This is a genomic window from Actinomyces sp. HMT 175, assembly GCF_016694895.1.
Taxonomy (GTDB): Bacteria; Actinomycetota; Actinomycetes; order Actinomycetales; family Actinomycetaceae; genus Actinomyces; species Actinomyces oris.
Genome location: NZ_CP068012.1, coordinates 2598812 through 2618570, shown reverse-complemented (window position 1 = coordinate 2618570; position 19759 = coordinate 2598812). Strand labels below are relative to the sequence as shown.

14 protein-coding genes and 1 pseudogene are annotated in these 19759 nt (G+C 71.6%); 11 read left to right on the top strand and 4 right to left on the bottom strand.

The features are described from left to right. Window positions 1-87: 87 nt before the first annotated feature. A complete protein-coding gene (locus JJJ14_RS10945) occupies window positions 88-2343 on the bottom strand; it encodes a chain-length determining protein (RefSeq protein ID WP_236592819.1) in 2256 nt (751 codons plus the stop codon). Between the two features lie 511 nt (window positions 2344-2854). Between JJJ14_RS10945 and JJJ14_RS10940 the strand changes: the two genes are divergently transcribed. The 8 genes from JJJ14_RS10940 to JJJ14_RS10905 all read left to right on the top strand — a co-directional run bounded on the left by JJJ14_RS10940 (window position 2855) and on the right by JJJ14_RS10905 (window position 13925). Beyond that, window positions 2855-4228: a hypothetical protein gene (locus JJJ14_RS10940; RefSeq protein WP_201444144.1), complete on the top strand. Its 1374-nt coding sequence runs from the start codon at window positions 2855-2857 to the stop codon at window positions 4226-4228. 10 nt (window positions 4229-4238) lie between these two features. Next, complete coding sequence (gene mfd / locus JJJ14_RS10935) at window positions 4239-8006, top strand: transcription-repair coupling factor (RefSeq protein WP_201444143.1); 3768 nt, start codon at window positions 4239-4241, stop codon at window positions 8004-8006. A gap of 78 nt (window positions 8007-8084) precedes the next feature. Further along, complete coding sequence (locus JJJ14_RS10930; protein ID WP_101559782.1) at window positions 8085-8975, top strand: hypothetical protein; 891 nt, start codon at window positions 8085-8087, stop codon at window positions 8973-8975. Between the two features lie 210 nt (window positions 8976-9185). Continuing rightward, window positions 9186-10472, top strand: coding sequence for a phosphopyruvate hydratase (gene eno / locus JJJ14_RS10925; protein WP_065362329.1), 1287 nt, complete (start codon window positions 9186-9188; stop codon window positions 10470-10472). Window positions 10473-10706: 234 nt separating this feature from the next. Then, complete coding sequence (locus JJJ14_RS10920) at window positions 10707-11399, top strand: FtsB family cell division protein (protein ID WP_201444142.1); 693 nt, start codon at window positions 10707-10709, stop codon at window positions 11397-11399. Next, a complete protein-coding gene (locus tag JJJ14_RS10915; protein WP_201444141.1) occupies window positions 11396-11911 on the top strand; it encodes a DUF501 domain-containing protein in 516 nt (171 codons plus the stop codon). The genes JJJ14_RS10920 and JJJ14_RS10915 overlap by 4 nt, the downstream gene beginning before the upstream one ends. A 137-nt stretch (window positions 11912-12048) precedes the next feature. Beyond that, complete coding sequence (locus tag JJJ14_RS10910; RefSeq protein WP_201444140.1) at window positions 12049-13077, top strand: Ppx/GppA phosphatase family protein; 1029 nt, start codon at window positions 12049-12051, stop codon at window positions 13075-13077. Then, window positions 13074-13925 carry a type I 3-dehydroquinate dehydratase gene (locus JJJ14_RS10905; protein WP_201444139.1) on the top strand — a complete coding sequence of 284 codons (852 nt, stop codon included), beginning with the start codon at window positions 13074-13076 and terminating at the stop codon, window positions 13923-13925. Before JJJ14_RS10910 ends, JJJ14_RS10905 begins: the two co-directional genes overlap by 4 nt. Window positions 13926-13954: 29 nt before the next feature. Here the strand turns inward: JJJ14_RS10905 and JJJ14_RS10900 are convergent, their stop codons facing one another. Beyond that, window positions 13955-14452: an NTP pyrophosphohydrolase gene (locus tag JJJ14_RS10900; RefSeq protein ID WP_201444138.1), complete on the bottom strand. Its 498-nt coding sequence runs from the start codon at window positions 14450-14452 to the stop codon at window positions 13955-13957. A gap of 254 nt (window positions 14453-14706) precedes the next feature. On the opposite strand from JJJ14_RS10900, the gene JJJ14_RS10895 reads away from it, so the two are divergent. From JJJ14_RS10895 to pth, 3 genes are all read left to right on the top strand, one after another. Continuing rightward, entirely contained in the window at window positions 14707-15294 is a 588-nt protein-coding gene (locus JJJ14_RS10895) for a hypothetical protein (RefSeq protein ID WP_201444137.1), read from the top strand. A 684-nt stretch (window positions 15295-15978) separates the two neighbouring features. Then, window positions 15979-16590, top strand: a complete 612-nt coding sequence (locus JJJ14_RS10890; RefSeq protein ID WP_003787507.1) for a 50S ribosomal protein L25/general stress protein Ctc — start codon at window positions 15979-15981, stop codon at window positions 16588-16590. A 99-nt stretch (window positions 16591-16689) separates the two neighbouring features. After that, entirely contained in the window at window positions 16690-17292 is a 603-nt protein-coding gene (gene pth, locus JJJ14_RS10885; protein WP_201444136.1) for an aminoacyl-tRNA hydrolase, read from the top strand. A gap of 153 nt (window positions 17293-17445) precedes the next feature. On the opposite strand, the gene JJJ14_RS10880 is transcribed toward pth, so the two are convergent. After that, entirely contained in the window at window positions 17446-18183 is a 738-nt protein-coding gene (locus JJJ14_RS10880; protein WP_020991814.1) for a response regulator, read from the bottom strand. Then, window positions 18165-19729, bottom strand: a pseudogene (locus JJJ14_RS10875) (sensor histidine kinase). Before JJJ14_RS10875 ends, JJJ14_RS10880 begins: the two are co-directional and overlap by 19 nt. Window positions 19730-19759 lie beyond the last annotated feature (30 nt).

The window sequence follows — 19759 nt, the reverse complement described above, 5'->3', positions numbered from 1 at the left end:
TGGAACGCCTGGACCGGTGCAGACATGAAGGGCGGGTCCGATGCTCGAAGCATCGGACCCGCCCTGACGCTGGTGCCGGCAGCCGGCTCACCAGGAGCGGCGCGTCGGTTGCCTGCGGCGACCGGCCGAGGCCGCAGAGGCAGCCGAGGCGGAGGCTGTGTGCCGGGCCGAGGAGGCCGACGACGCCGAGGCCATCTGCTGGCCGGGCTGGATCGACGGCGGCGGAGGCGGGGGCGGGGCGTCCGGCCGATCAGGACTGCGGTGGCGTCCACCCGCTGACGCCGACACCGGCGTGAGATGGCGGGTCTGCTCGATGGAGGACTCCTCGGACAGCGGCGTCACGAGAGTCAGCCTCGGCTTGGACATCCGCCGGCGTCGAGCCAGGGTCTGCCGGCGCGAGGGCGCCTGCTGACGCATCGACGTCGAAGGGGAGGGGGAGTCGGTCTCGGAGGCCGAGTCCTGCGTGCGCGCCGCCACGCGCGAGACCCCGACGGCGGCCGGGGGCTCAGGGGCCGAGGAGGTCGGCTCGGCCCGACGTCGGCCCGTCGTCGGCAGGGCGGAGGCATCCTGCCAGCCAGCCGATGACCCCGAGCGGTCCGCTGAGGGCGAGGTGATGCGCCGTCGGACGGGCGTGCTCGGCGCGGAGCTCGACGTCGGTCCCGAGACGCGCCGGCGCCCGGTGGCCGGCGTGGCGGAGGCCGGGGAGCCGGCGGACGAGGTGATCGGTGCCGGGGCCGACATCGGTGCCGGCGGGTACTGGTAGGAGGGTCCCGCCGAGGGGGCGGAGGAGGCCGGGGAGGCTGAGGAGCCCGAGGAGGCCGAGACGGTCTGCCCGGTGGGCAGGGCGGTGCTGCGCCGGGTGGGGCCGTCGGGTGCGCCCGGGAAACGGTGGCTCCCGGACGTCGGGGCGGCCGTGTAAGGCTGCACCGCGATTGACGGGGAGGCCGGCACCGTCAGGTCGGCGGGGGTGGGAAGCGGAGGGGGCAACGGCGCGTGCCTGTAAGGGGCACTGGCCTCGGAGGCCGACTGGGCCGAGACGGTCCCGGCCGAGATGGTCTCGGCCGAGATGGTCCCGGCCGAGGCGCCTGGCGCCGACAGGTCGGCCTGCTGGCGCTGCATGGCAGAGGTGATGCCGGAGGTGAAGCTGTGTGCCGGGTCCGGGGTGGAGGGCTGGACGGACGGCTGTGCTGAGGACTGAGCGGAGACGGAGGCCGCCGAGGGCGACGACAGCGGCGCCGCGCTCATGGAGACGGGGCTCTGCGAGGCGGGGGAGTACGTCGGCACCGGGGAGGTAGCGGACGGCATCGGCGCCGGGGCGTGGGCCGGCTCCTGGGCGGAGGGCACCGGCTGGGCGGCCGGGTTCGCGGAGTCGGAGATCGCGGGCATCGCGGTCGTCTGCTGGGGCGACTGGGGGGCCGAGAAAGACGGGGCCGGTGCTGATGAGGCCGTCGGCTGAGAGGCCGGTACTGGGGCCGACGTCGAGCCCGGCAGCATGGGCGCGGAAGCGGGCGACGGCATCGAGGCCGGAGCCGCCTGCGGGGCCATAGCGCCGGGGGCCGGGATGACGGAGGCCTCGGGGGAGGTCGGGACCGGAGACTGGGCTGGGAGCTGCTGATACTGGTAGGGCGGCTGCGCCTGCACCTGAGGCTGCGCGGGCGGCTGACTCGGTCGCAGCAGGTCCGAGGTCTTCTGCCTCAGGGTGCTCAGCGTGGCCGCGGTGCGCCCGGGGTGGATCTCTGCGCCCCTGTCGGCGCCGTGGCCGCTGTCGCGCCGGTGACGGAACATCGCGTAGGAGACGGAGGCCAGAAGCCCCAGCAGCAGTCCGGAGATCGCCGCGGCCCGGGCGCCGGGTCGCTCCATGGTGGTGTTGGCCGTCGTGGCGGGCGAGGTGGTGCTCGTCGTCATGCCCAGGGCCTGCTTGCCCAGCAGCTCGCCGGAGGTGAGCTCCTTGTTGAGCGAGTCGGCTGTCGCCTGGGCCATGTCGACGGCCTTCTGCTTGCTGCTGGCCTTGGCGGTGATGGACAGGACCAGGGTCTCGGGCGGGTTGGTGACCGTCAGCGCGTCCGACAGGTCGGTGGTCTCCATGTTCAGGTCGGCTGCCGCCGGCTCGAGGACCTTCGGGCTCGTGGAGAGCTCCACGAGGGTCGGCATGAGGTCCTTGGCCTGGGTGGAGAAGGAGGGGGTCTCCTTGGACTTGGGCTGGATGCCCAGAGTCGTGGTGGCCATGGCCACCGGCTTCGTCGACAGGGCCACTCCCAGCCCGGCCAGGATGCATACGAGCAGGATGACGAGGCAGGCGACTAGGTTCCTGCGGATGGCGTGAAGGATCTGCGACGGCTGCACGCTGCTCCTCATCTGGTCTGGGGAAGATCTGGATCTGGTCGATACCGGCGGCCCGTCGGGCACCGTGGGCCGTGTGGCCCGGCGGATGCTGAAAGGCTACGGCCCAACCCTAACTGTAAGATCACGCTCAGGTCTCGGTGACTGTAGTAGCCTTCGCTGCGCCCCCGGCCACGTCTGGAATCCTCAGACGTGGGGGAGCGGGCGATGTGGTGAGTCTTTCACTGGAATCGTGTGATGGGTGAGGGTCCTGAGGACCCCCGTCCCCACAGTGAAGAAGGCGTCGGGGTCGGCCCAGTCGGGACGACGTCGACGGATTTCTTCCGGTCGGTCCTGACCTTGGTCAGGGCTGCCGAGGCCCTCCCAGCATCTTCCCGGGCATTTCTCACAGCGGTCCTGTGGCGGCTTGCCGCCCCGCCGGCCGGCCGCCGACACGCCACCTATTGACCACCTACCGACCACCGACTCGGCCGCTGTGACATCACGGTGGACACGACACAACAAGGGAGGAACGATGTCCTTCGCCAGGACCCTGTTCATCGTCCTCCCCATGGTGGGCGTCGCCCTGGCGGTCCTCATCTTGGTGGCTGACCGCATCCACCGCCGCCCCATCGCCGGGGCCGCACTGGTCATGGGTGCCATCGGTTTCGTGCCGGTGTGGGTGATGATCCCCTTCGAGCCCAATGTGCCTCCGGCCACCTTGGCCTGCTTCCTGGTGGTTCTCTCCCTCCTGCCCGGCTTCTCGTGGCGGCTGACCAGCGGTGACTTCATGGTCGCCACCGCCTGGTGCCTGGTGGGCCTGTCCGTCGCCGCGGGCTCGCCGCTCAACTACGTCCTGTCCGACGTCGTCTTCGGTGCCCTGCCCGCCTACCTCGCCGGACGGCTGCTCGTGGAGCGGCTCGGGCTGCGGCGAGTGGCGGAGGTCCTGGCCATCGTGTGGATCGTGGTGGCCGTGCTGGCGCTGTTCGAGGCTGTCACCACCATCAACCCCTTCAGCTACATCGCCATTGAGAACAACCTCTACGAGGAGTGGGCCCCGCCCCTGGCCCGGGGCAGCTTCACCCGTGTCGAGGGGGCCTTCGGTCATCCCATCGCTCTGGGGGTGTGCCTGGCTGCCGGGATCCCGCTCATCCTGGCTGCGCGGTGGAGGCCCGGCTACCGGATCGCGGCCGGTGCCCTCGTCCTGGGGGCGACCATCCCGACCTTCTCCCGCTCGGCGATCGCCTGCGCCGTCATCGCCGTCATCCTCAGCCTCATGCAGGTGCACATCAACATCCCCGCCCTGTGGAGGATGAGCTTCCTCATGGTGCTGGTCGGTGTGGGCAGCGTGCTGCTGCCCTACGTCCTGGGCGTCTTCGACTCGGCCGGCCGCGAGCAGGAGGACTCCGCCGGCTACCGCGGCGACATCCTCGTCCTGGTGCGCCAGCTCAAGCCGCTGGGACTGTCCTCTTCTTATCAGAAGGTAGGGGACTCGGTGGCTTGGGGCGGCTATAGCTCCATCGACAACCACCTGCTCCTGACCGCGTTGCGCTTCGGGTGGATCCCCGTGGTGCTCGTCATGGTGGGGCTGGTGGTCTACGCCGCCAGGGCCGTCGTCCAGCGCTCCAACCCCGCGCAGATCGCGCTGCTCAGCCTCATCCCGGCCTACGGTACGGTCGCCTTCATCACCCAGATCGGCACCGTTGTGTGGCTCATCGCCGGAATGGCCGCCTCGGCGCAGGTCTCCGTCCTGCTGGAGAGCCGCAACAAGACCACGGGTGGGGGCGTGGGCGTCGTCGCCGGGCACGCCAACCCCTGGAACCAGGTCCGCAGCGGGGACTGGGTCCGCCGGGCCTTCACCGGCCGACCGGTCCGGCCCGCCGGTGGTTCCGGGACGGGGAGTCACTAGACTCGCGGCCGTGCTCCTGACTGCGCTCCTGCCTCCGCTGCTCGCCGACGCCGACATCGCCCGCACCGTTCGCGCCTCCTCCTCCCGCTCGCGCACTGACCGCAGCCTCGTGGTGGCGCCGGGCGCCCGACCCGCTGTCCTGGCCGCCATGGCCCTGGGCGAGGAGGGTGTCCAACGGGTCGCCGGCGGCGACGCGCCGGCGACCGGCTCCGCCGAGGCCTCCGGCACGCCCCTGCTGGTCGTTACCGCCACCGGCCGCGAGGCCGAGGAGACGGCCCTGGCGTTGCGCAGCTACCTGCCGGCGCACGACGTCGCCGTCATGCCCGCCTGGGAGACCCTGCCCCACGAGCGCCTCTCGCCGCGCGCCGACACCGTCGCCCAGCGCCTGTCCGTCCTGCGCCGCCTGGCCCACCCCGAGGAAGGCGGGGCGATCCGCGTCCTCATCGTCCCCGTGCGCGCCCTGCTGGCCCCCGTCATCGCCGGGCTCGGCGAGCTTGAACCCGTCCAGCTGGCCCCCGGTCTGACCGTCGGCCTGGAGGAGACGGCCCGCCGCCTGGAGGCCGCCGCCTACACGCGCGTCGACATGGTCGAGTCCCGCGGCGAGTACGCCGTGCGCGGCGGCATCCTCGACGTCTTCCCGCCCTCCGAGCCCCGGCCGGTGCGCGTGGACTTCTTCGGCGACGAGATCGACGAGGTCTCCTCCTTCGCCGTCGCCGACCAGCGCACCATCGAGACGCTGGGCGCTGTCACCGCCACCGCCTGCCGCGAGCTGGTCCTCACCGACGCGGTGCGCGAGCGCGCCGCCGCCCTGGCCGACGCCGTCCCCGGCGCCGCCGACATGCTTGAGAAGATCAGCCAGGGCATCGCCGTGGAGGGCATGGAGTCCCTCGCCCCGGTGCTGGTTGAGAAGATGGTCCCGCTGCTGGACCTCGTCGGTGACCGGCTCACGGTGCTGCTGGAGCCCGAGCGGGTGCGCAAGCGCGCCGAGGACCTGACCGCCACCACCACCGAGTTCCTCGCCGCCGCCTGGACCTCGGCGGCCTCCGGCGGCACAGTCCCCGTCGACCTGTCCGCCGCCGCCTTCGCCCATCTGGCCGAGGCCCGGGCCCTGGCCCTGTCCTCCAACCGCGGCTGGTGGTCCTTCACCGCCCTGGCCGCCGGCCCCGAGACCACCCGCCTGGACCTCAGCGACCCCCACACCTACCGCGGCGAGCTCGAGCGGGCCGTGGCCGACCTGGGACGGATGGCCCGCCAGGGCTGGACCGTCGTCGTGGCCACCGACGGGCCCGGACCCGGCCGGCGCATGGCCCAGCTCCTGGGCGACGGCGACGTCCCCGCCCGCATCGTCGACCAGCTCTCGGAGGTCGGCGAGCTCGGCCGCGACAGTGACTGGGCCCCCGACCCGGCCACCCCTGCCGAGGACACGGTCGACGAGACCGACGCCGACGGCTCGGCCGGCGCCCCGACAGCGGGCCCCGGCGACGGCGTCGTGCGCGTCACCCAGGCCAGCGCCGGCCACGGCTTCCTCGCCGAGGGCCTGCGCCTGGCCCTCATCGCCGAGTCCGACCTCACCGGGCGGGCCTCGGCAGGCCCCCGCGAGCGCCGCAGCCTGCCGGCCCGTCGCGCCCGCCGTTCCGTGGACCCCCTGTCCCTGCACGCCGGGGACCTCGTGGTCCACGCCCAGCACGGGGTGGGGCGCTTCATCGAGCTGAGCCGGCGCACCGTGGGCGGTCCCCGCTCCTCGGCCACCCGCGAGTACCTCGTCATCGAGTACGCGCCCTCCAAGCGCGGCCAGCCCGGCGACCGCCTCCTGGTGCCCACCGACGCCCTGGACCAGGTCACCAAGTACGTCGGCGGCGACAGCCCCGCCCTGAGCAAGATGGGCGGCGCCGACTGGGCCAAGACCAAGTCCAAGGCCCGCAAGGCCGTGCGCGAGATCGCCGGTGAGCTCGTGCGCCTCTACGCCGCTCGCGCCGCCACCACCGGTCACGCCTTCAGCCCCGACACCCCCTGGCAGACCGAGCTGGAGGAGGCCTTCCCGTACACCGAGACCCCCGACCAGCTCTCCACCATCGACGAGGTCAAGGCCGACATGGAGAAGGCCCAGCCGATGGACCGGCTCGTGTGCGGCGACGTCGGCTACGGCAAGACCGAGATCGCCGTGCGTGCCGCCTTCAAGGCCGTGCAGGACGGAAAGCAGGTCGCAGTCCTGGTGCCCACCACGCTCCTGGTGAGCCAGCACGCCGAGACCTTCACCGAGCGCTACGCCGGCTTCCCGGTGACCGTGGCGGCCCTGTCCCGCTTCCAGGACGCCACCGAGTCCGCCAAGATCCTTGAGGGGCTGGAGAAGGGGAGCGTCGACGTCGTCGTCGGCACCCACCGCCTCATCACCGGCCAGGTGAAGTTCAAGGACCTGGGCCTGGTCATCATCGACGAGGAGCAGCGCTTCGGGGTGGAGCACAAGGAGACCCTCAAGGCGCTGCGCACCAACGTGGACGTCCTGTCCATGTCCGCCACCCCGATCCCGCGGACTCTGGAGATGGCGGTCACCGGCTTGCGCGAGATGTCCACCCTGGCGACCCCGCCCGAGGACCGCCACCCGATCCTGACCTACGTGGGCGCCTACGAGACCAAACAGGTCTCCGCCGCGATCCGCCGCGAGCTGCTGCGCGAAGGGCAGGTGTTCTTCGTCCACAACCGGGTCGAGGACATCGACGCCACCGCCGCGCGCCTGGCCGAGCTGGTGCCCGAGGCGCGCGTGGCCACCGCCCACGGACAGATGAACGAGCACCAGCTCGAGGCCGTCATCGACTCCTTCTGGCGCAAGGAGACCGACGTGCTCGTGTGCACCACGATCGTGGAAACCGGGCTGGACGTGTCCAACGCCAACACCCTCATCGTGGACCGCGCCGACCGCATGGGCCTGTCCCAGCTCCACCAGCTGCGCGGGCGCGTGGGGCGCGGCCGGGAGCGGGCCTACGCCTACTTCCTCTACCCCTCGGACAAGCCGCTGACCGAGACGGCCCTGGAGCGCCTGCGCACCATCGCCACCAACACGGATCTTGGGGCCGGGATGCAGGTGGCCATGAAGGACCTGGAGATCCGCGGCTCGGGCAACCTGCTCGGCGGCGAGCAGTCCGGGCACATCGCCGGGGTCGGCTTCGACCTGTACGTGCGGATGGTCTCCGAGGCCGTGGCCGCCTACAAGAAGGCCCTGGCCCGCTCCGGGAAGGCCGGGGCCGACGTGACCGGCTTCGAGGAGGGTGACGAGGAGGACGTCGAGCTGCGCATCGAGCTGCCCGTGGACGCCACCGTCCCCGAGGACTACATCCCCCACGAGCGCCTGCGCCTGGAGGCCTACACCAAGTTCGCGGCGGCGCGCTCGGGGGAGCAGGTCGACGACGTCCTGGAGGAGCTGGCCGACCGCTACGGGCCCGTGCCGGAGGCGACTGCCCGTCTGGCGGCGCTGGCGCGGCTGCGGGCCCTGGCCGCCGAGCTGGGGGTGCGCGAGATCGTCGCCCAGGGCAAGTCGGTGCGCTTCGCGCCGGTGGACCTGCCCGAGTCGGCGCGCATGAAGGTCACCCGCCTCTATCCGGGGACCGTGCTGAAGCCCGCCACGCGCACCATCGTGGTGCCCGCGCCGGGTACCAACCGCATGGGCGGGGCGGCCCTGTCCGGCGAGGAGGTCGTGCGGTGGGCCGAGGTGCTCCTGCGCGCCGTCGTCCAGGGCGACACCTCCTACGAGACCGAGGCCACCACCTACCGCAAGCGCCGCTGACGGTGGGCGGCGGCGGACCGGCTGCGTGCGTCGTCGCAGGCGGAACGGTAGGGTCGGGGGCAGAAATGTTGTGACACCATGTCGCCCTCCGGCGTCGTCCCCTTCCAGGAGCAGACCGTGACCCGAAGCCTTGCCGCACGCACGCGCGTCCTCGCCGCCAGCGCTGCACTCCTCCTCGCCGTCGGGGCGCTCGCCGGCTGCTCCGACCACCCCGGGCAGGTGGCTGACATGCACTACACCGGCCTGGACGGGGCCCGCCACTCCGTGGTCATCAGCGAGAAGGACGTCGACGTCGTGGTCAAGGAGCTGGACTCCGCACTCGGTTGGGAGAACCTGGAGCGTCAGGGCGTGAATCGGTCTGAGATCGTGAACGGTCTCCTTCAGGCCCCGGTCCTGGTTGAGGTCGGCCAGGCCCATGGCCTGACTGTCACTGACGCGCAGATCGTGCAGCTGGTCAAGGAGCGGCTGGGCTTCGAGCCCCGCAAGCCGGAAACGCTCACCTACCTGCGGGCGAGTTTGTTGAACGGCCAGTACCAGCAGCTTTCTCAGCACCCGGAGCAGGCTGGGCAGCAGGGGAAGGTCGCGCTCGCCGACCTGGACAAGGTTCGCGGCACGCTCGACGGTGACCTCTCCCCGCGCTACTCGAATAAGGCTCAGGCCTGGCTGACCCGGACCGATCCCCGCCTGGAAGCCGGCAACAACCCCTTCGGCGGTGGCCTGCAGCAGGCGCCCCAGCAACAGCAGCAGGACCCCCAACAGCAAGCCCCGCAGCAGGGCGGCCAGCAACAGGCTCCCCAGCAGCAGGCCCCGCAGCAACAGCAGCAGCCTCAGCAACAGGCTCCTCAGCAGGGCGGACAGCAGCCCGCCGACTCCGGTCAGACCGACGGGCAGGGCCAGACCGGTCAGGCCGACGGCGCCGCGGGCGAGGCCGGCCAGGGCGCCGAGCAGTCCGAGACCAGCGGCCAGTAGGGCCGCACAGAGCCCCCAGGACGACGGCGGAACCCAGGGACCGCCGTCGTCCAGTGTTTCTCGCCGGGCGTGAACACTGTGCAATCCTCAGGACCATGGCCCTCGTGGTGGGGGAGTCGGCCCGCTAGGCTGATCCTGCATTCGGCAGTCGCGCGCGAGCGTGCCCGACGCCGACGACCGCATCACGATCCCCTCAGCAAGGAGCACCAAGTGGCCCTCATCGAGAACGTTCACGCCCGCGAAATCCTCGACTCCCGTGGCAACCCGACCCTCGAGGTCGAGATCCTTCTGGAGGACGGTGCTTCCGCTCGCGCCGCCGTCCCCTCGGGCGCCTCCACCGGTGCCTTCGAGGCCGTTGAGCTGCGCGACGGCGACAAGGGCCGCTACGGCGGCAAGGGCGTGGAGAAGGCCGTCGACAACGTCAACGACATCATCGCCCCCGAGATCATCGGCTTCGACGCCGCCGACCAGCGTGGCCTCGACCAGCTCATGATCGAGCTCGACGGCACCCCCAACAAGGGCAAGCTCGGCGCCAACGCCATCCTCGGCGTCTCCCTGGCCGCCGCCCAGGCCTCCGCCGAGTCCGCCGGTCTGGACCTGTTCCAGTACGTCGGCGGCCCCAACGCCCACGTCCTGCCCGTGCCCATGATGAACATCCTCAACGGTGGCTCCCACGCCGACTCCAATGTGGACATCCAGGAGTTCATGATCGCCCCCATCGGCGCCCCCACCTTCCGTGAGGCCCTGCGCATGGGTGCCGAGGTCTACCACGCCCTCAAGGCGGTCGTGAAGGACCGCGGCCTGTCCACCGGCCTGGGCGACGAGGGTGGCTTCGCCCCCAACCTCGACTCCAACCGCGAGGCCCTTGAGCTCATCGTCGAGGCCATCGAGAAGGCCGGCTACAAGCCCGGCAAGGACGTGGCCCTGGCCATGGACGTCGCCTCCTCGGAGTTCTTCGACGAGAAGACCAAGACGTACCAGTTCGAGGGCGAGGCCCGCGACAACGCCTTCATGGTCGACTACTACGAGAAGCTCATCACCGACTTCCCGATCGTCTCCATCGAGGACCCGCTCTCCGAGGACGAGTGGGACGACTGGAAGGCCCTGACCGACAAGATCGGTGACCGGGTCCAGCTCGTCGGCGACGACTTCTTCGTCACCAACCCCGAGCGCCTCGCCAAGGGCATCCAGCTCGGCGCCGCCAACGCCCTGCTGGTCAAGGTCAACCAGATCGGCTCCCTGACCGAGACCCTCGAGGCCGTGGAGATGGCCCACCGCGCCGGCTACAAGTCCATGACCTCCCACCGCTCCGGTGAGACCGAGGACGTCACCATCGCCGACCTGGCCGTGGCCACCAACTCCGGTCAGATCAAGACCGGCGCCCCCGCCCGCGGCGAGCGCGTCAACAAGTACAACCAGCTCCTGCGCATCGAGGAGGCCCTCGGCGACGCCGCGGTCTACGCCGGCGCCGGCGCCTTCCCCCGCTTCCAGGCCTGAGCCTGACGGCGACCAGCCGACGTCGAGCCGCTGACTGACGCGCCGCCTCAGCCGCGACTCGACGACGACGCACCCCACCGCTTCGGGGCAGACGGGTTCTCCCGCCTGCCCCGAAGCGTCGTCTACGGAGCAGCGCCGCAGCATGGCCGTGAGGGGCGGGCCATGACCGAAGCGTGAGCAACGCGCCCGGTGGCGTGCGCTGTCTCCTGTGCCCTGGTGAGGCAGGATGCCGGTATGACTCCACGCCGCCCCTCCTCCAGCCAGTCCGGGACGCGCCGCGTCGCCGGCGGCGCCCGGCCCCGCCAGGTACCGGCCGAGAGGGCGGCCTCCGCGGCCGCGTCGGGCTCCGGCTCGTCCGGCTCCCGGCAGCGGGGCCTGCCGACGGCGGTGCCCGAGCGGACCCTGCCGCCCCGGGTCGTCATCCTGGCGGTCGTGTGCCTGCTGGCCTTCGTCGTCATCTTCACCTCCCTGCGCGCCTACCTGTCCCAGCAGGCCCAGTACGACGCCGTCGTCGACAGGATCAAGGAGGCCTCCGACACCTCCACCACCCTGGAGAACGAGCTGGCCCAGTGGAAGGACGACACCTACGTGCGCTCCCAGGTCCGTGAGCGCCTCGGCTACGTCATGCCCGGCGACACCAGCTACGTCGTCGTCGGCGCCGACTCCATGAAGGAGAACGAGGCCGGCGGCGGGGCCACCCCGGGCTCCCCGGACGCCCCCTGGTACGAGGAGCTCCGGGACTCCTCGCGGGCCGCCGGCCAGGCCAACAGCACCGCGCCAGCAGGATCGAAGGGTGGGACGGACGGCAAGACCCTCAACCCCGCCCAGAAGGAGCTGCCGACCGGGGAGCCCAACCAGGCGCCGTCGGATCCGCCCAAGACCACGCCGAAACCGGCCGTCACCCCGCAGACGAAGGAGACCCCGTGAGCCCCACGCCCCAGACGCAGCAGCCGGTGTCGTCGGCCGACCTCGAGGCCCTGGCCGAGCAGCTGGGGAGGGTGCCGCGCGGAGTCGTCGCCATCGCGGCCCGCTGCGTGTGCGGGCGCCCCACCGTGGTGCGCACCGCCCCGCGCCTCGACGACGGCACCCCCTTCCCGACCAGCTACTACCTCACCCACCCGGCCGCCGTGAAGGGCTGCTCCACCCTGGAGGCCGAGCACCTCATGGAGACCTTCAACGCCGCGCTGGCCGACGACGCCGAGCTGGCCACCGCCTATGCCGCCGCCCACGACGACTACCTGGCCCGTCGTGCCGAGCTCGGGCAGGTCCCTGAGATCGAGGGGGTCTCCGCCGGTGGCATGCCCACGCGCGTCAAGTGCCTCCACGCCCTGCTCGGGCACTCCCTGGCCGCCGGAGCCGGCGTCAACCCCATCGGTGACCGCACGCTGGAGGCCCTGCGCGAGCGCGGACTGTGGGATCCTGAGCGCTGCTCCTGCTGACCGCCCAATCGGCCTCGGCCCGCATCGGGCCTGAGCCCCCGTTCCGATCCAACCGCCCCGCGTCCGCACTGTCCGCACCGCTCGTTCGGGCCGTGCCCGCTTCCGCCGTCATTCCCCCTTCCCAGGAGGCCGCCGCCATGACACGCGTCGCCGCAATCGACTGCGGCACCAACACCATCCGCCTCCTCATCGCCGAGGCCCACCGCGACGACTCCGGGCGCCCCCGCCTGGAGGTGCTGCGCCGCCGCAACGAGATCGTGCGCCTGGGCCAGGGCGTGGACCGCACCGGCCTGCTCGACCCCGAGGCCCTGGAGCGCACCCTGGCCGCCGTGGCCTCCTACGCCTCCGACTGCACCGAGCTGGGCGTCGCCCCCGGGGGTGACGTGCGGCGCTTCGTGGCCACCTCCGCCACCCGCGACGCCCGCAACCGCGAGGACTTCGTGGCCGGGGTCAGGCGCCTGCTGGGCATTGAGCCCGAGGTCGTCAGCGGCCAGGAGGAGGCCCGCCTGTCCTTCACCGGCTCGCTCCTGGGCGCCCGCGGTGGCGAGGACGACCCGGCAGCGGAGCGGAGCGAGTGCGAGCCGGCGCCGCGCCTCGTCGTCGACCTCGGGGGCGGCTCCACCGAGCTGGTCCTGGGCGTGGATGAACCCAGCGCCGCCATCAGCCTGGACACCGGCAGCGTGCGCATCACCGAGCGCTTCCTCGCAGGCGGCGTTAACCCCGAGGCCGAGGCCGCGGCCCGGGCCGAGGTGCGCGGCCTGCTCGATGAGGCCGAGCGGGTGGTCGATCTGTCCGCCCCGGGACGGCTGGTCGGCCTGGCCGGCACCATCACCACCGTCACTGCCCACGCCCTGGACCTTCAGGCCTTCGACCCGCAGGCCCTGAACGGTGCCGAGCTGAGCCCACAGGCGGTCCTGGCCTCCTGCGAGGCGATCATCCACTCCACGCCCGAGCAGCGCGCCTCCTGGGGCTACCTGGCCCCCGGCCGCCGCGACGTCATCGCCGCCGGAGCCCTCGTGTGGAGCGAGGTCGTCACCCGCGTCGTGGAGCGGACCGCCGCCGGGCGCCCGCTGGCGCGGGTCACCACCAGCCTCTACGACATCCTCGACGGCATCGCCCTGTCGCTCGTGCCCGAGTCGGGGCCGGCCGAAGGGGGCCGGGCGTGAGCGCGGCGTCGCTGACCTGGGGCGGGCGCAGCATCCCCGGCCCCGGCGGCCTGCCCGCGGTGGTCGTCTCCCTGACCGGGCCGAGCCTCGCCCACGCGCGGACCCAGGCCCGCAGGGCCATCGACGCCGGCGCCGACGTCCTCGAGCTGCGCCTCGACCTGCTGGAGGAGGCCGGCACCCTGGCCGCCCCCGAACCGCTGGATGCTGCCGCGGCTGCCGCCCGGATCCTGGAGTGCCTGGGGGGACTGGGGGAGACCATCGACGGTGCCGCTCCCCTGCTGCTCACCTGCCGCACCGCTGCCGAGGGCGGCCGGGCCCGCCTGGACGACGCCTCCTACGGCACCCTCCTGCGCTCCGTCCTCGACGGGCTCACCGACTGGGTGCCCCAGCGCCGCCCGGCAGCCATCGATGTCGAGGTCCAGCGCGGCTGCCTGAAATGGGTCTGCGAGCAGGCCCACGGTCTGGGCATCGACGTCGTCGCCTCCTTCCATGACTTCGAGGCCACCCCAGCCGATGATCTCCTCGAAGAGGTCCTGGCCCGCATGGCCTGCGAGGACGCGGACCTGGCCAAGATCGCCGTGTGGCCCACCAGCGCTGACGACGTCGCCCGCCTCCTGGGCGTGTGCGCGCGGGCAACGGCGGGCACGGGGGAGAGGGCAGGCCTGGGTGTGCCCGTGGCCGCCATGTCCATGGGGGCGCTCGGGGCGGTCAGCCGTGTGGCGCCGGCCTTCGGGACGGCACTGACCTTCGCCGTCGTCCCCGACGAGCAGGGAGAGAGCCGGGCCTCCGCACCCGGACAGCTCCCGATCCAGGACGTGCATCGCTGCCTGGAGCTGCTGCGCGCCTGAGCGAGGCTCCGCGCGGAGACCGGTGGGAGCTAGATGTCGAGCCTGCGCAGGAGCTCCGTGGGTGGAAGCGCCCCGTTCTCGATGTAGGCACGAAAGACAGGGGTTGCCTGCTCGCCGGTGAAGACCTCCTCGGGGTGCAGGTGCAGGGTGAAGGGCTCGGGACTCCCGTTGTCCCAGGTGATCGTGGTCCACGCTGCGGGGTCGGCGACGGGCTCGCGGGCCACCGCGTAGTGCTCGTAGGAGTCGTCCTCGTGAGTCACGCGTATCTCAACGCTCATGGCGGCTGCCGAGCCGCCGCACTGGATGTAGGTGGCCCGCGCTGGGGAGGACTCGGGAACCTCGTCCATATGCGTCATTCCGTCGGGCAGCGCCCACACCGCAAGGGCGAAGTGCCTCGCGCCGTCCAGGTAAGCGGGCGAGGTGAGCTTGCGGGCGACCTCATCAGCGACGAGCTGCGGGGTCTGAGGCTGCAGGAAGACATCGATGGGACCGTTCCTGCCAACGATGTACTCGGCGAAGTACCTCATGATCTGCTTTCTGATAGGCGGATGTGGGACTGCTGCCAACGGTGTGAGGCGCTGATGTGCTCGGGGCCGTTGTCCTCCGAATGATCGCAGTTCTCCCCACCCGTTGAGTGCCCACATGGCTGGATATGGGGACAAGTGCCCGCCTCCGGCCGCCGTGAGCACGGGCCTCCGGCTGCACGGCGCGAGTAGTCTTCGCTGCACCCGCGGTGTCTTGCGACGGGCCTGGTCGCAGGCGGGAGCGAAGGAGGGCGGGCATGTCCGAGTACGGGCGGCGCGACGTCGTCGGCATGGGGCTCGCCGGTGGGACGGCACTGGCGCTGGGCGGGTGCGCCCCAGCGCAGGCCGGCCGGTCGCGGTCGAGTGCGACGCCGACGTCGGATGGTCGTTTCGCGAGCTTCGCCGAGTACGTCCCCGTGACGCTGGAGATCCGTACCGACCTGGGGCGCCTCGACAGACGCATGCCGGGCGTCACCATCTCCTCGGCTCACTGGGTCATGCAGTACTGGCAGGAGAAACGCGAGGTCCTGCCCGCGCCGGACCGCCCGATATGGGTGCACGGGGTGATGACCCTCGATCCCGCCAGCAGCCGAGCCCTCGCCGAGGCATCGAGTGGGAAAGCCGATCCGCTCCCGGGGATCTACCCCGACCTGCGCCAGTACGTCCCCGAGGGAAAGGTCTTCACCACGGTCCCGAAGGAGAAGGCTGATGGGATTCTCGACATCGAGCACGCGATGCAGGATGACCCGAGTCGTTTTGAGTCGTCCTACTTTGACACCGAGCAGGTTGCCATCTGCGCTGACGCCAACCTCCTGATCTTCATCGCGAGGGAATGGCATACGTGACGCGGCTGAGCGGCTGCAAACCTGCGGCCCGCACCATCGTAGGGTAGGTCGCGAGGTCGTGCCTTCAACCCTCGACCGCGCGACCTAAGGATCGACCGCGCGAGCCGGTTCGGCTTTGCTGGGGCTCGTCGCATGCGCCCGGCGGGTCGGCGGTGTCCATGGTGCTGACATTGAAGGCGCACCGGTGTCGCACACCGAGAAGAAACCACAGTATTCCAACGATTCTCGCTGGCGGTTTCGGCGGCTGGCTCGTTAATGTCAGCGCTGTGGACACTGGGCTGTCGGCCCGCTCCCGCCCCGAGTCGGCCTACTCCACGAGGGTGGGGAACCACTAGCCAAGGGTTGTGCATACTGCACGAACCCCCGACCCCCATGGAGTACCTCCGCCCCTCCTCCAGTAGCCCCCGACCCTCGTGCATCGCGTCCAGATGACGACGGGAGCCATCCGGGCGCCCGCCGTCCCCCCCCCCCCGCCAGGTGGGGCGCCTCACCGGCTGCGCGGCTGTTCGCGCGCCCCGCCCATGCCGTAGTCTTGCCCACGTTGCCCCGGCGAGGGACGCGCCAGCACGGCGCGCATCCGTGATCGACGTGGTGGTACCTGGCGGTACTGCGCGTCGTCGCGCCCAGCCGGACCACCATCAGCCGCGGGGCACCGGGCCCCGCCTCATCCGCAAGGAGAGCCACATGGCCAACAACGCCATCACCCTCAAGGCCCAGGACCGCACCGAGTTCGGCAAGGGCTCGGCCCGCCAGGCCCGCCGCGCCGGCCAGGTCCCCGCCGTCGTCTACGGCCACGGCACCGAGCCCCGTCACCTCCTGCTCGAGGAGCACGCCACCCGCCTGGCCCTGCGCAGCAACGACAACGCCCTGGTCGAGCTGGACATCGCCGGCGGCGAGACCCTCCTGGCCCTGGCCAAGGACGTGCAGCGCCACCCCATCCGCCCCGGCGTGCAGCACGTCGACTTCCTCCTGGTGGACCGCAACGAGCGCGTCGACGTCGAGGTCCCGGTCACCGTCATCGGTGAGGCCGCCCCCGGCACCATCCACATGATCGAGGCCGCCACCGTCATGGTCTCCGCCCCGGCCGTCTCCGTGCCCGAGGCCATCGAGGTCGATGTCACCGGCGTCGCCGCCGGCACCGTCCTGACCCTTGCCGACATCGCCCTGCCCAAGGGCGTCGAGGCCGTCGCCGACGCCGAGACCGCCGTGGTCAACGTGGCCAACGAGCACGCCGTCGCCTCCGAGGTCACCGAGGACGCCCCCGCTGAGGCCGCCGCCGAGGCCGAGGCCGAGTGAATCGCGCGTGACTGACATGTCCAGCCATGACGACCTGCCGGCAGGCGCCTCCCGTACCACCTGTGCCGCCCGCGCCGGGCTCACCCCGGGATTGGGCGCATGAGTGAGGCCTGGCTCGTCGTCGGGCTGGGGAACCCCGGGCCCCGGTACGCCCGCAACCGCCACAACGTCGGCTACATGGTGCTCGACGTCCTGGCCGAGCGCACCGGGTCCCGGTTCTCCCAGCACAAGAAGGCTCGTGCCCGTGTGGCCGAGGGCAGGCTGGGCATGATGCCCGGCGGAGCCCCCGGCCCCCGCGTCATCCTGGCCGAGCCCTCAGTGCTCATGAACCTCTCCGGCGGCCCCGTGGCCGGGCTCGTCTCCTACTACGGGATCGACCCCGCCAGCCGCCTGCTCGTCATCCACGACGAGCTCGACCTGCCCGCCCACGAGCTGCGCCTCAAGCGCGGCGGTGGCGAAGGCGGTCACAACGGCCTGCGCTCCATCAGCAAGTCCGTCTCCACCAAGGACTACGCGCGCCTGCGCGTAGGCATCGGCCGCCCGCCGGGCCGCCAGGACCCCTCCGACTTCGTCCTGTCCGACTTCCCCGGCCGTGAGCGCGCCGACCTCGGCGTCACCCTGGAGCAGGCCGCCGACGCCGTCGAACACGTCGTCACGGTCGGCTTCGACGACGCCCAGCAGCGCCTTCACGCCCCCCGCTGACGTGCGGTCGCCCGTTCTGGGCGGGTGGGGCAGGTGCTCGAAGGCGTGGACGGGCCTGGCGGGAGCACCGTGAGGAACGAGCGGTGCGGATGGTTGCCAAGAGCGCCTGTCCCGTCCGCCTCACCGCGAACCGGCTCAGCGATGCTGCTGGGCTCAGGCCATGAGGCCGGTCTCGTAGGCGACGACGACGGCCTGGACCCGGTCTCGCACGTCGAGCTTGGCGAGCACGTTGCCCACGTGGGTCTTGACGGTGGTGGCCGAGACGACCAGGTGCGCGGCGATCTCCGCGTTCGACATGCCCTGACTCATGAGCACGAGGATCTCCTTCTCCCGCGGGGTCAGTGAGTCGATCCGCGGATCCGAGGAGGACTGGGCCGGCGCCTCCGAGCTCGGCAGCGAGCCGGCGAACATCTCCAGCATCCGCTGGGTGATGCGCGGCGAGACGACCGCCTCCCCGGAGGCCACGGTGCGGATCGCCTCGGCGAGCTCGGTGGGCCGGGTGTCCTTGAGCAGGAAGCCGGAGGCCCCGGCGCGCAGCCCGGCGAAGGCGTACTCGTCCAGGTCGAAGGTGGTCAGGATGAGCACGCGCGTGCTCGGGCACTCCTGGGCGATGCGCTCGGTGGCCTCGATGCCGTTCATCCCCGGCATGCGCACGTCCATGAGGATGACGTCGGGGTGCAGGGCTTTGGCCTGGGCCAGGGCGGAGGTGCCGTCGGAGGCCTCGCCGACGACGGTGATGTCCTCCTCGGCCTCCAGCACCATGCGGAAGCCCATGCGCATGAGCGCCTGGTCGTCGGCGAGCACGACGCTGACCGGGCCGCGGACCTCGCCGGGGCGCTCAGGCTCGTCGGGCTGGAGAGGATCACCGCTGCTCACAGGGGCGTCTGCCATGAGAAAGTCCCTTCGTCATGCTCGTCCCAGCGCAGGACCGCGCGGACTCGCCAACCCGTGGGCGTCGGGCCGGCCTGTACGGTCCCACCATAGACCGAAGCGCGTTCCCGCATGCCGATCAGCCCCTTTCCGGATCCGTGCATCGGGCGCGTGCCGGGGGCGGCCTCGTTGTCCACGGTGAGGACCACGGTGCCAATGTGCCGCTCGACGTCGACGCTGACGGCCGGTGTCGTCGGTGCGTAGCGCAGCACGTTGGTCAGGGCCTCCTGGGCGATGCGGAACACGGTGAGCTGGAGGGCCTTGTCCGCTGGGAGCGCCGCACCCACCCACCGGTAGGTGACCGGCACCCCCGCCGCCACGAAGCGTTTGACGAGCTCGGTGATGTCAGCCTGCTCGGGGGAGGGGGCCAGGGGCAGGTCTCCGCGGGAGCGGTCGCCCGCGCCGTCGGTGGCCTGCTGGCGCAGGTTGGCGATGGGGACGCTGGGCTCGACCGGTGTCACCGTCCCCAGGGGGGCGAACTCGGGCACCGGCAGGTCGCGGACCTCGTGCTGGCGGGCCGACGACGGCGATTCCCCCGAGGGTGCAGGCGGCTCCGGGGACTGCGGGGCCTGTTCTGCTGCCACCGAGGGGTCCTCCCGCAGGACCCCCACCAGGCGGCGAGTGTCGGCCAGGGCACTGCGTCCGGCCTCGGCCAGGGTCTCCATGGCCTGCTTGGCCGTGGCCGGATCGCGCTCCACGATGGCGGCGGCGCCGTCGGCCATCGTAATCATGACGGCCAGGGAGTGGGCGACGACGTCGTGCATCTCCCGGGCGATGCGACTGCGCTCCTCGGCGGCCGCCAGCAGCACCGCCTGCTCGCTGGCCAGGGCCATGCGGGCCGAGCGGAGCTCCATGGCCTTGAGCCGCAGCCGGGCGGAGCGGGCGTTGAAACCGACCAGGATGCTGACCAGGAGCAGGAGAAGGATAATGGCGGTGTTGCGCAGGATCTCCTCAAGTGTCAGGCCAGGATTTGTCAGGATGACGTCCAGCACGAGCACCACTAGGGAGACCGTCCCCGCGGTCATGCAACAGCCGGCCGGCGGTGCGAGGTGACCGTTCCCAAGCCGATGGGGACTGATATCAGCCCCATGCCACTGACGCCGACGGCCGCGTACAGCAGCTGCTCCGCAGTGAGGTGGAAGACTCGCAGGACTGCGAACTGATAGATCTCCGGGATCAGGAGTATCGCAGTCCAGCTCCACACAGGGCAGCGTCTGCGAAACGACAGCGCGGTCCCCATCAGCGCGATCGCGATCAATGCCAGGGGCAGGATGGGGTAGGCCTTCACCGGGTTGCTCGGCCGCAGGAGAAGCGTGACGCCCATGATGAGGGTGTAGGCGACGATGCCGGCAGCGATGGAGATATCGGCGATCGTCGGATGGCGGTGGTACCACTGGCTGATCGTGCGCAGCGGGCCCCGGGGCTCGGGCTGGGGCTCCAGGTCGTCGTCCGCGGGCGTGTCGGTGGCTGAACGGCCGGGCTGAGGGACTGGCAGCTGGCTGGACATAGGGTTCAGTGTGTCATTCCAGGGGGTCGT

Bases quoted from the DNA above. Each gene is read 5' to 3' on its own strand.
- JJJ14_RS10930 (WP_101559782.1), top strand. From the start codon at position 8,085: ATGTCGCCCTCCGGCGTCGTCCCCTTCCAGGAGCAGACCGTGACCCGA.
- JJJ14_RS10900 (WP_201444138.1), bottom strand. From the start codon at position 14,452: ATGAGGTACTTCGCCGAGTACATCGTTGGCAGGAACGGTCCCATCGAT.
- JJJ14_RS10920 (WP_201444142.1), top strand. From the start codon at position 10,707: ATGACTCCACGCCGCCCCTCCTCCAGCCAGTCCGGGACGCGCCGCGTC.
- JJJ14_RS10890 (WP_003787507.1), top strand. From the start codon at position 15,979: ATGGCCAACAACGCCATCACCCTCAAGGCCCAGGACCGCACCGAGTTC.
- pth (WP_201444136.1), top strand. From the start codon at position 16,690: ATGAGTGAGGCCTGGCTCGTCGTCGGGCTGGGGAACCCCGGGCCCCGG.
- JJJ14_RS10880 (WP_020991814.1), bottom strand. From the start codon at position 18,183: ATGGCAGACGCCCCTGTGAGCAGCGGTGATCCTCTCCAGCCCGACGAG.
- JJJ14_RS10910 (WP_201444140.1), top strand. From the start codon at position 12,049: ATGACACGCGTCGCCGCAATCGACTGCGGCACCAACACCATCCGCCTC.
- JJJ14_RS10940 (WP_201444144.1), top strand. From the start codon at position 2,855: ATGTCCTTCGCCAGGACCCTGTTCATCGTCCTCCCCATGGTGGGCGTC.
- JJJ14_RS10895 (WP_201444137.1), top strand. From the start codon at position 14,707: ATGTCCGAGTACGGGCGGCGCGACGTCGTCGGCATGGGGCTCGCCGGT.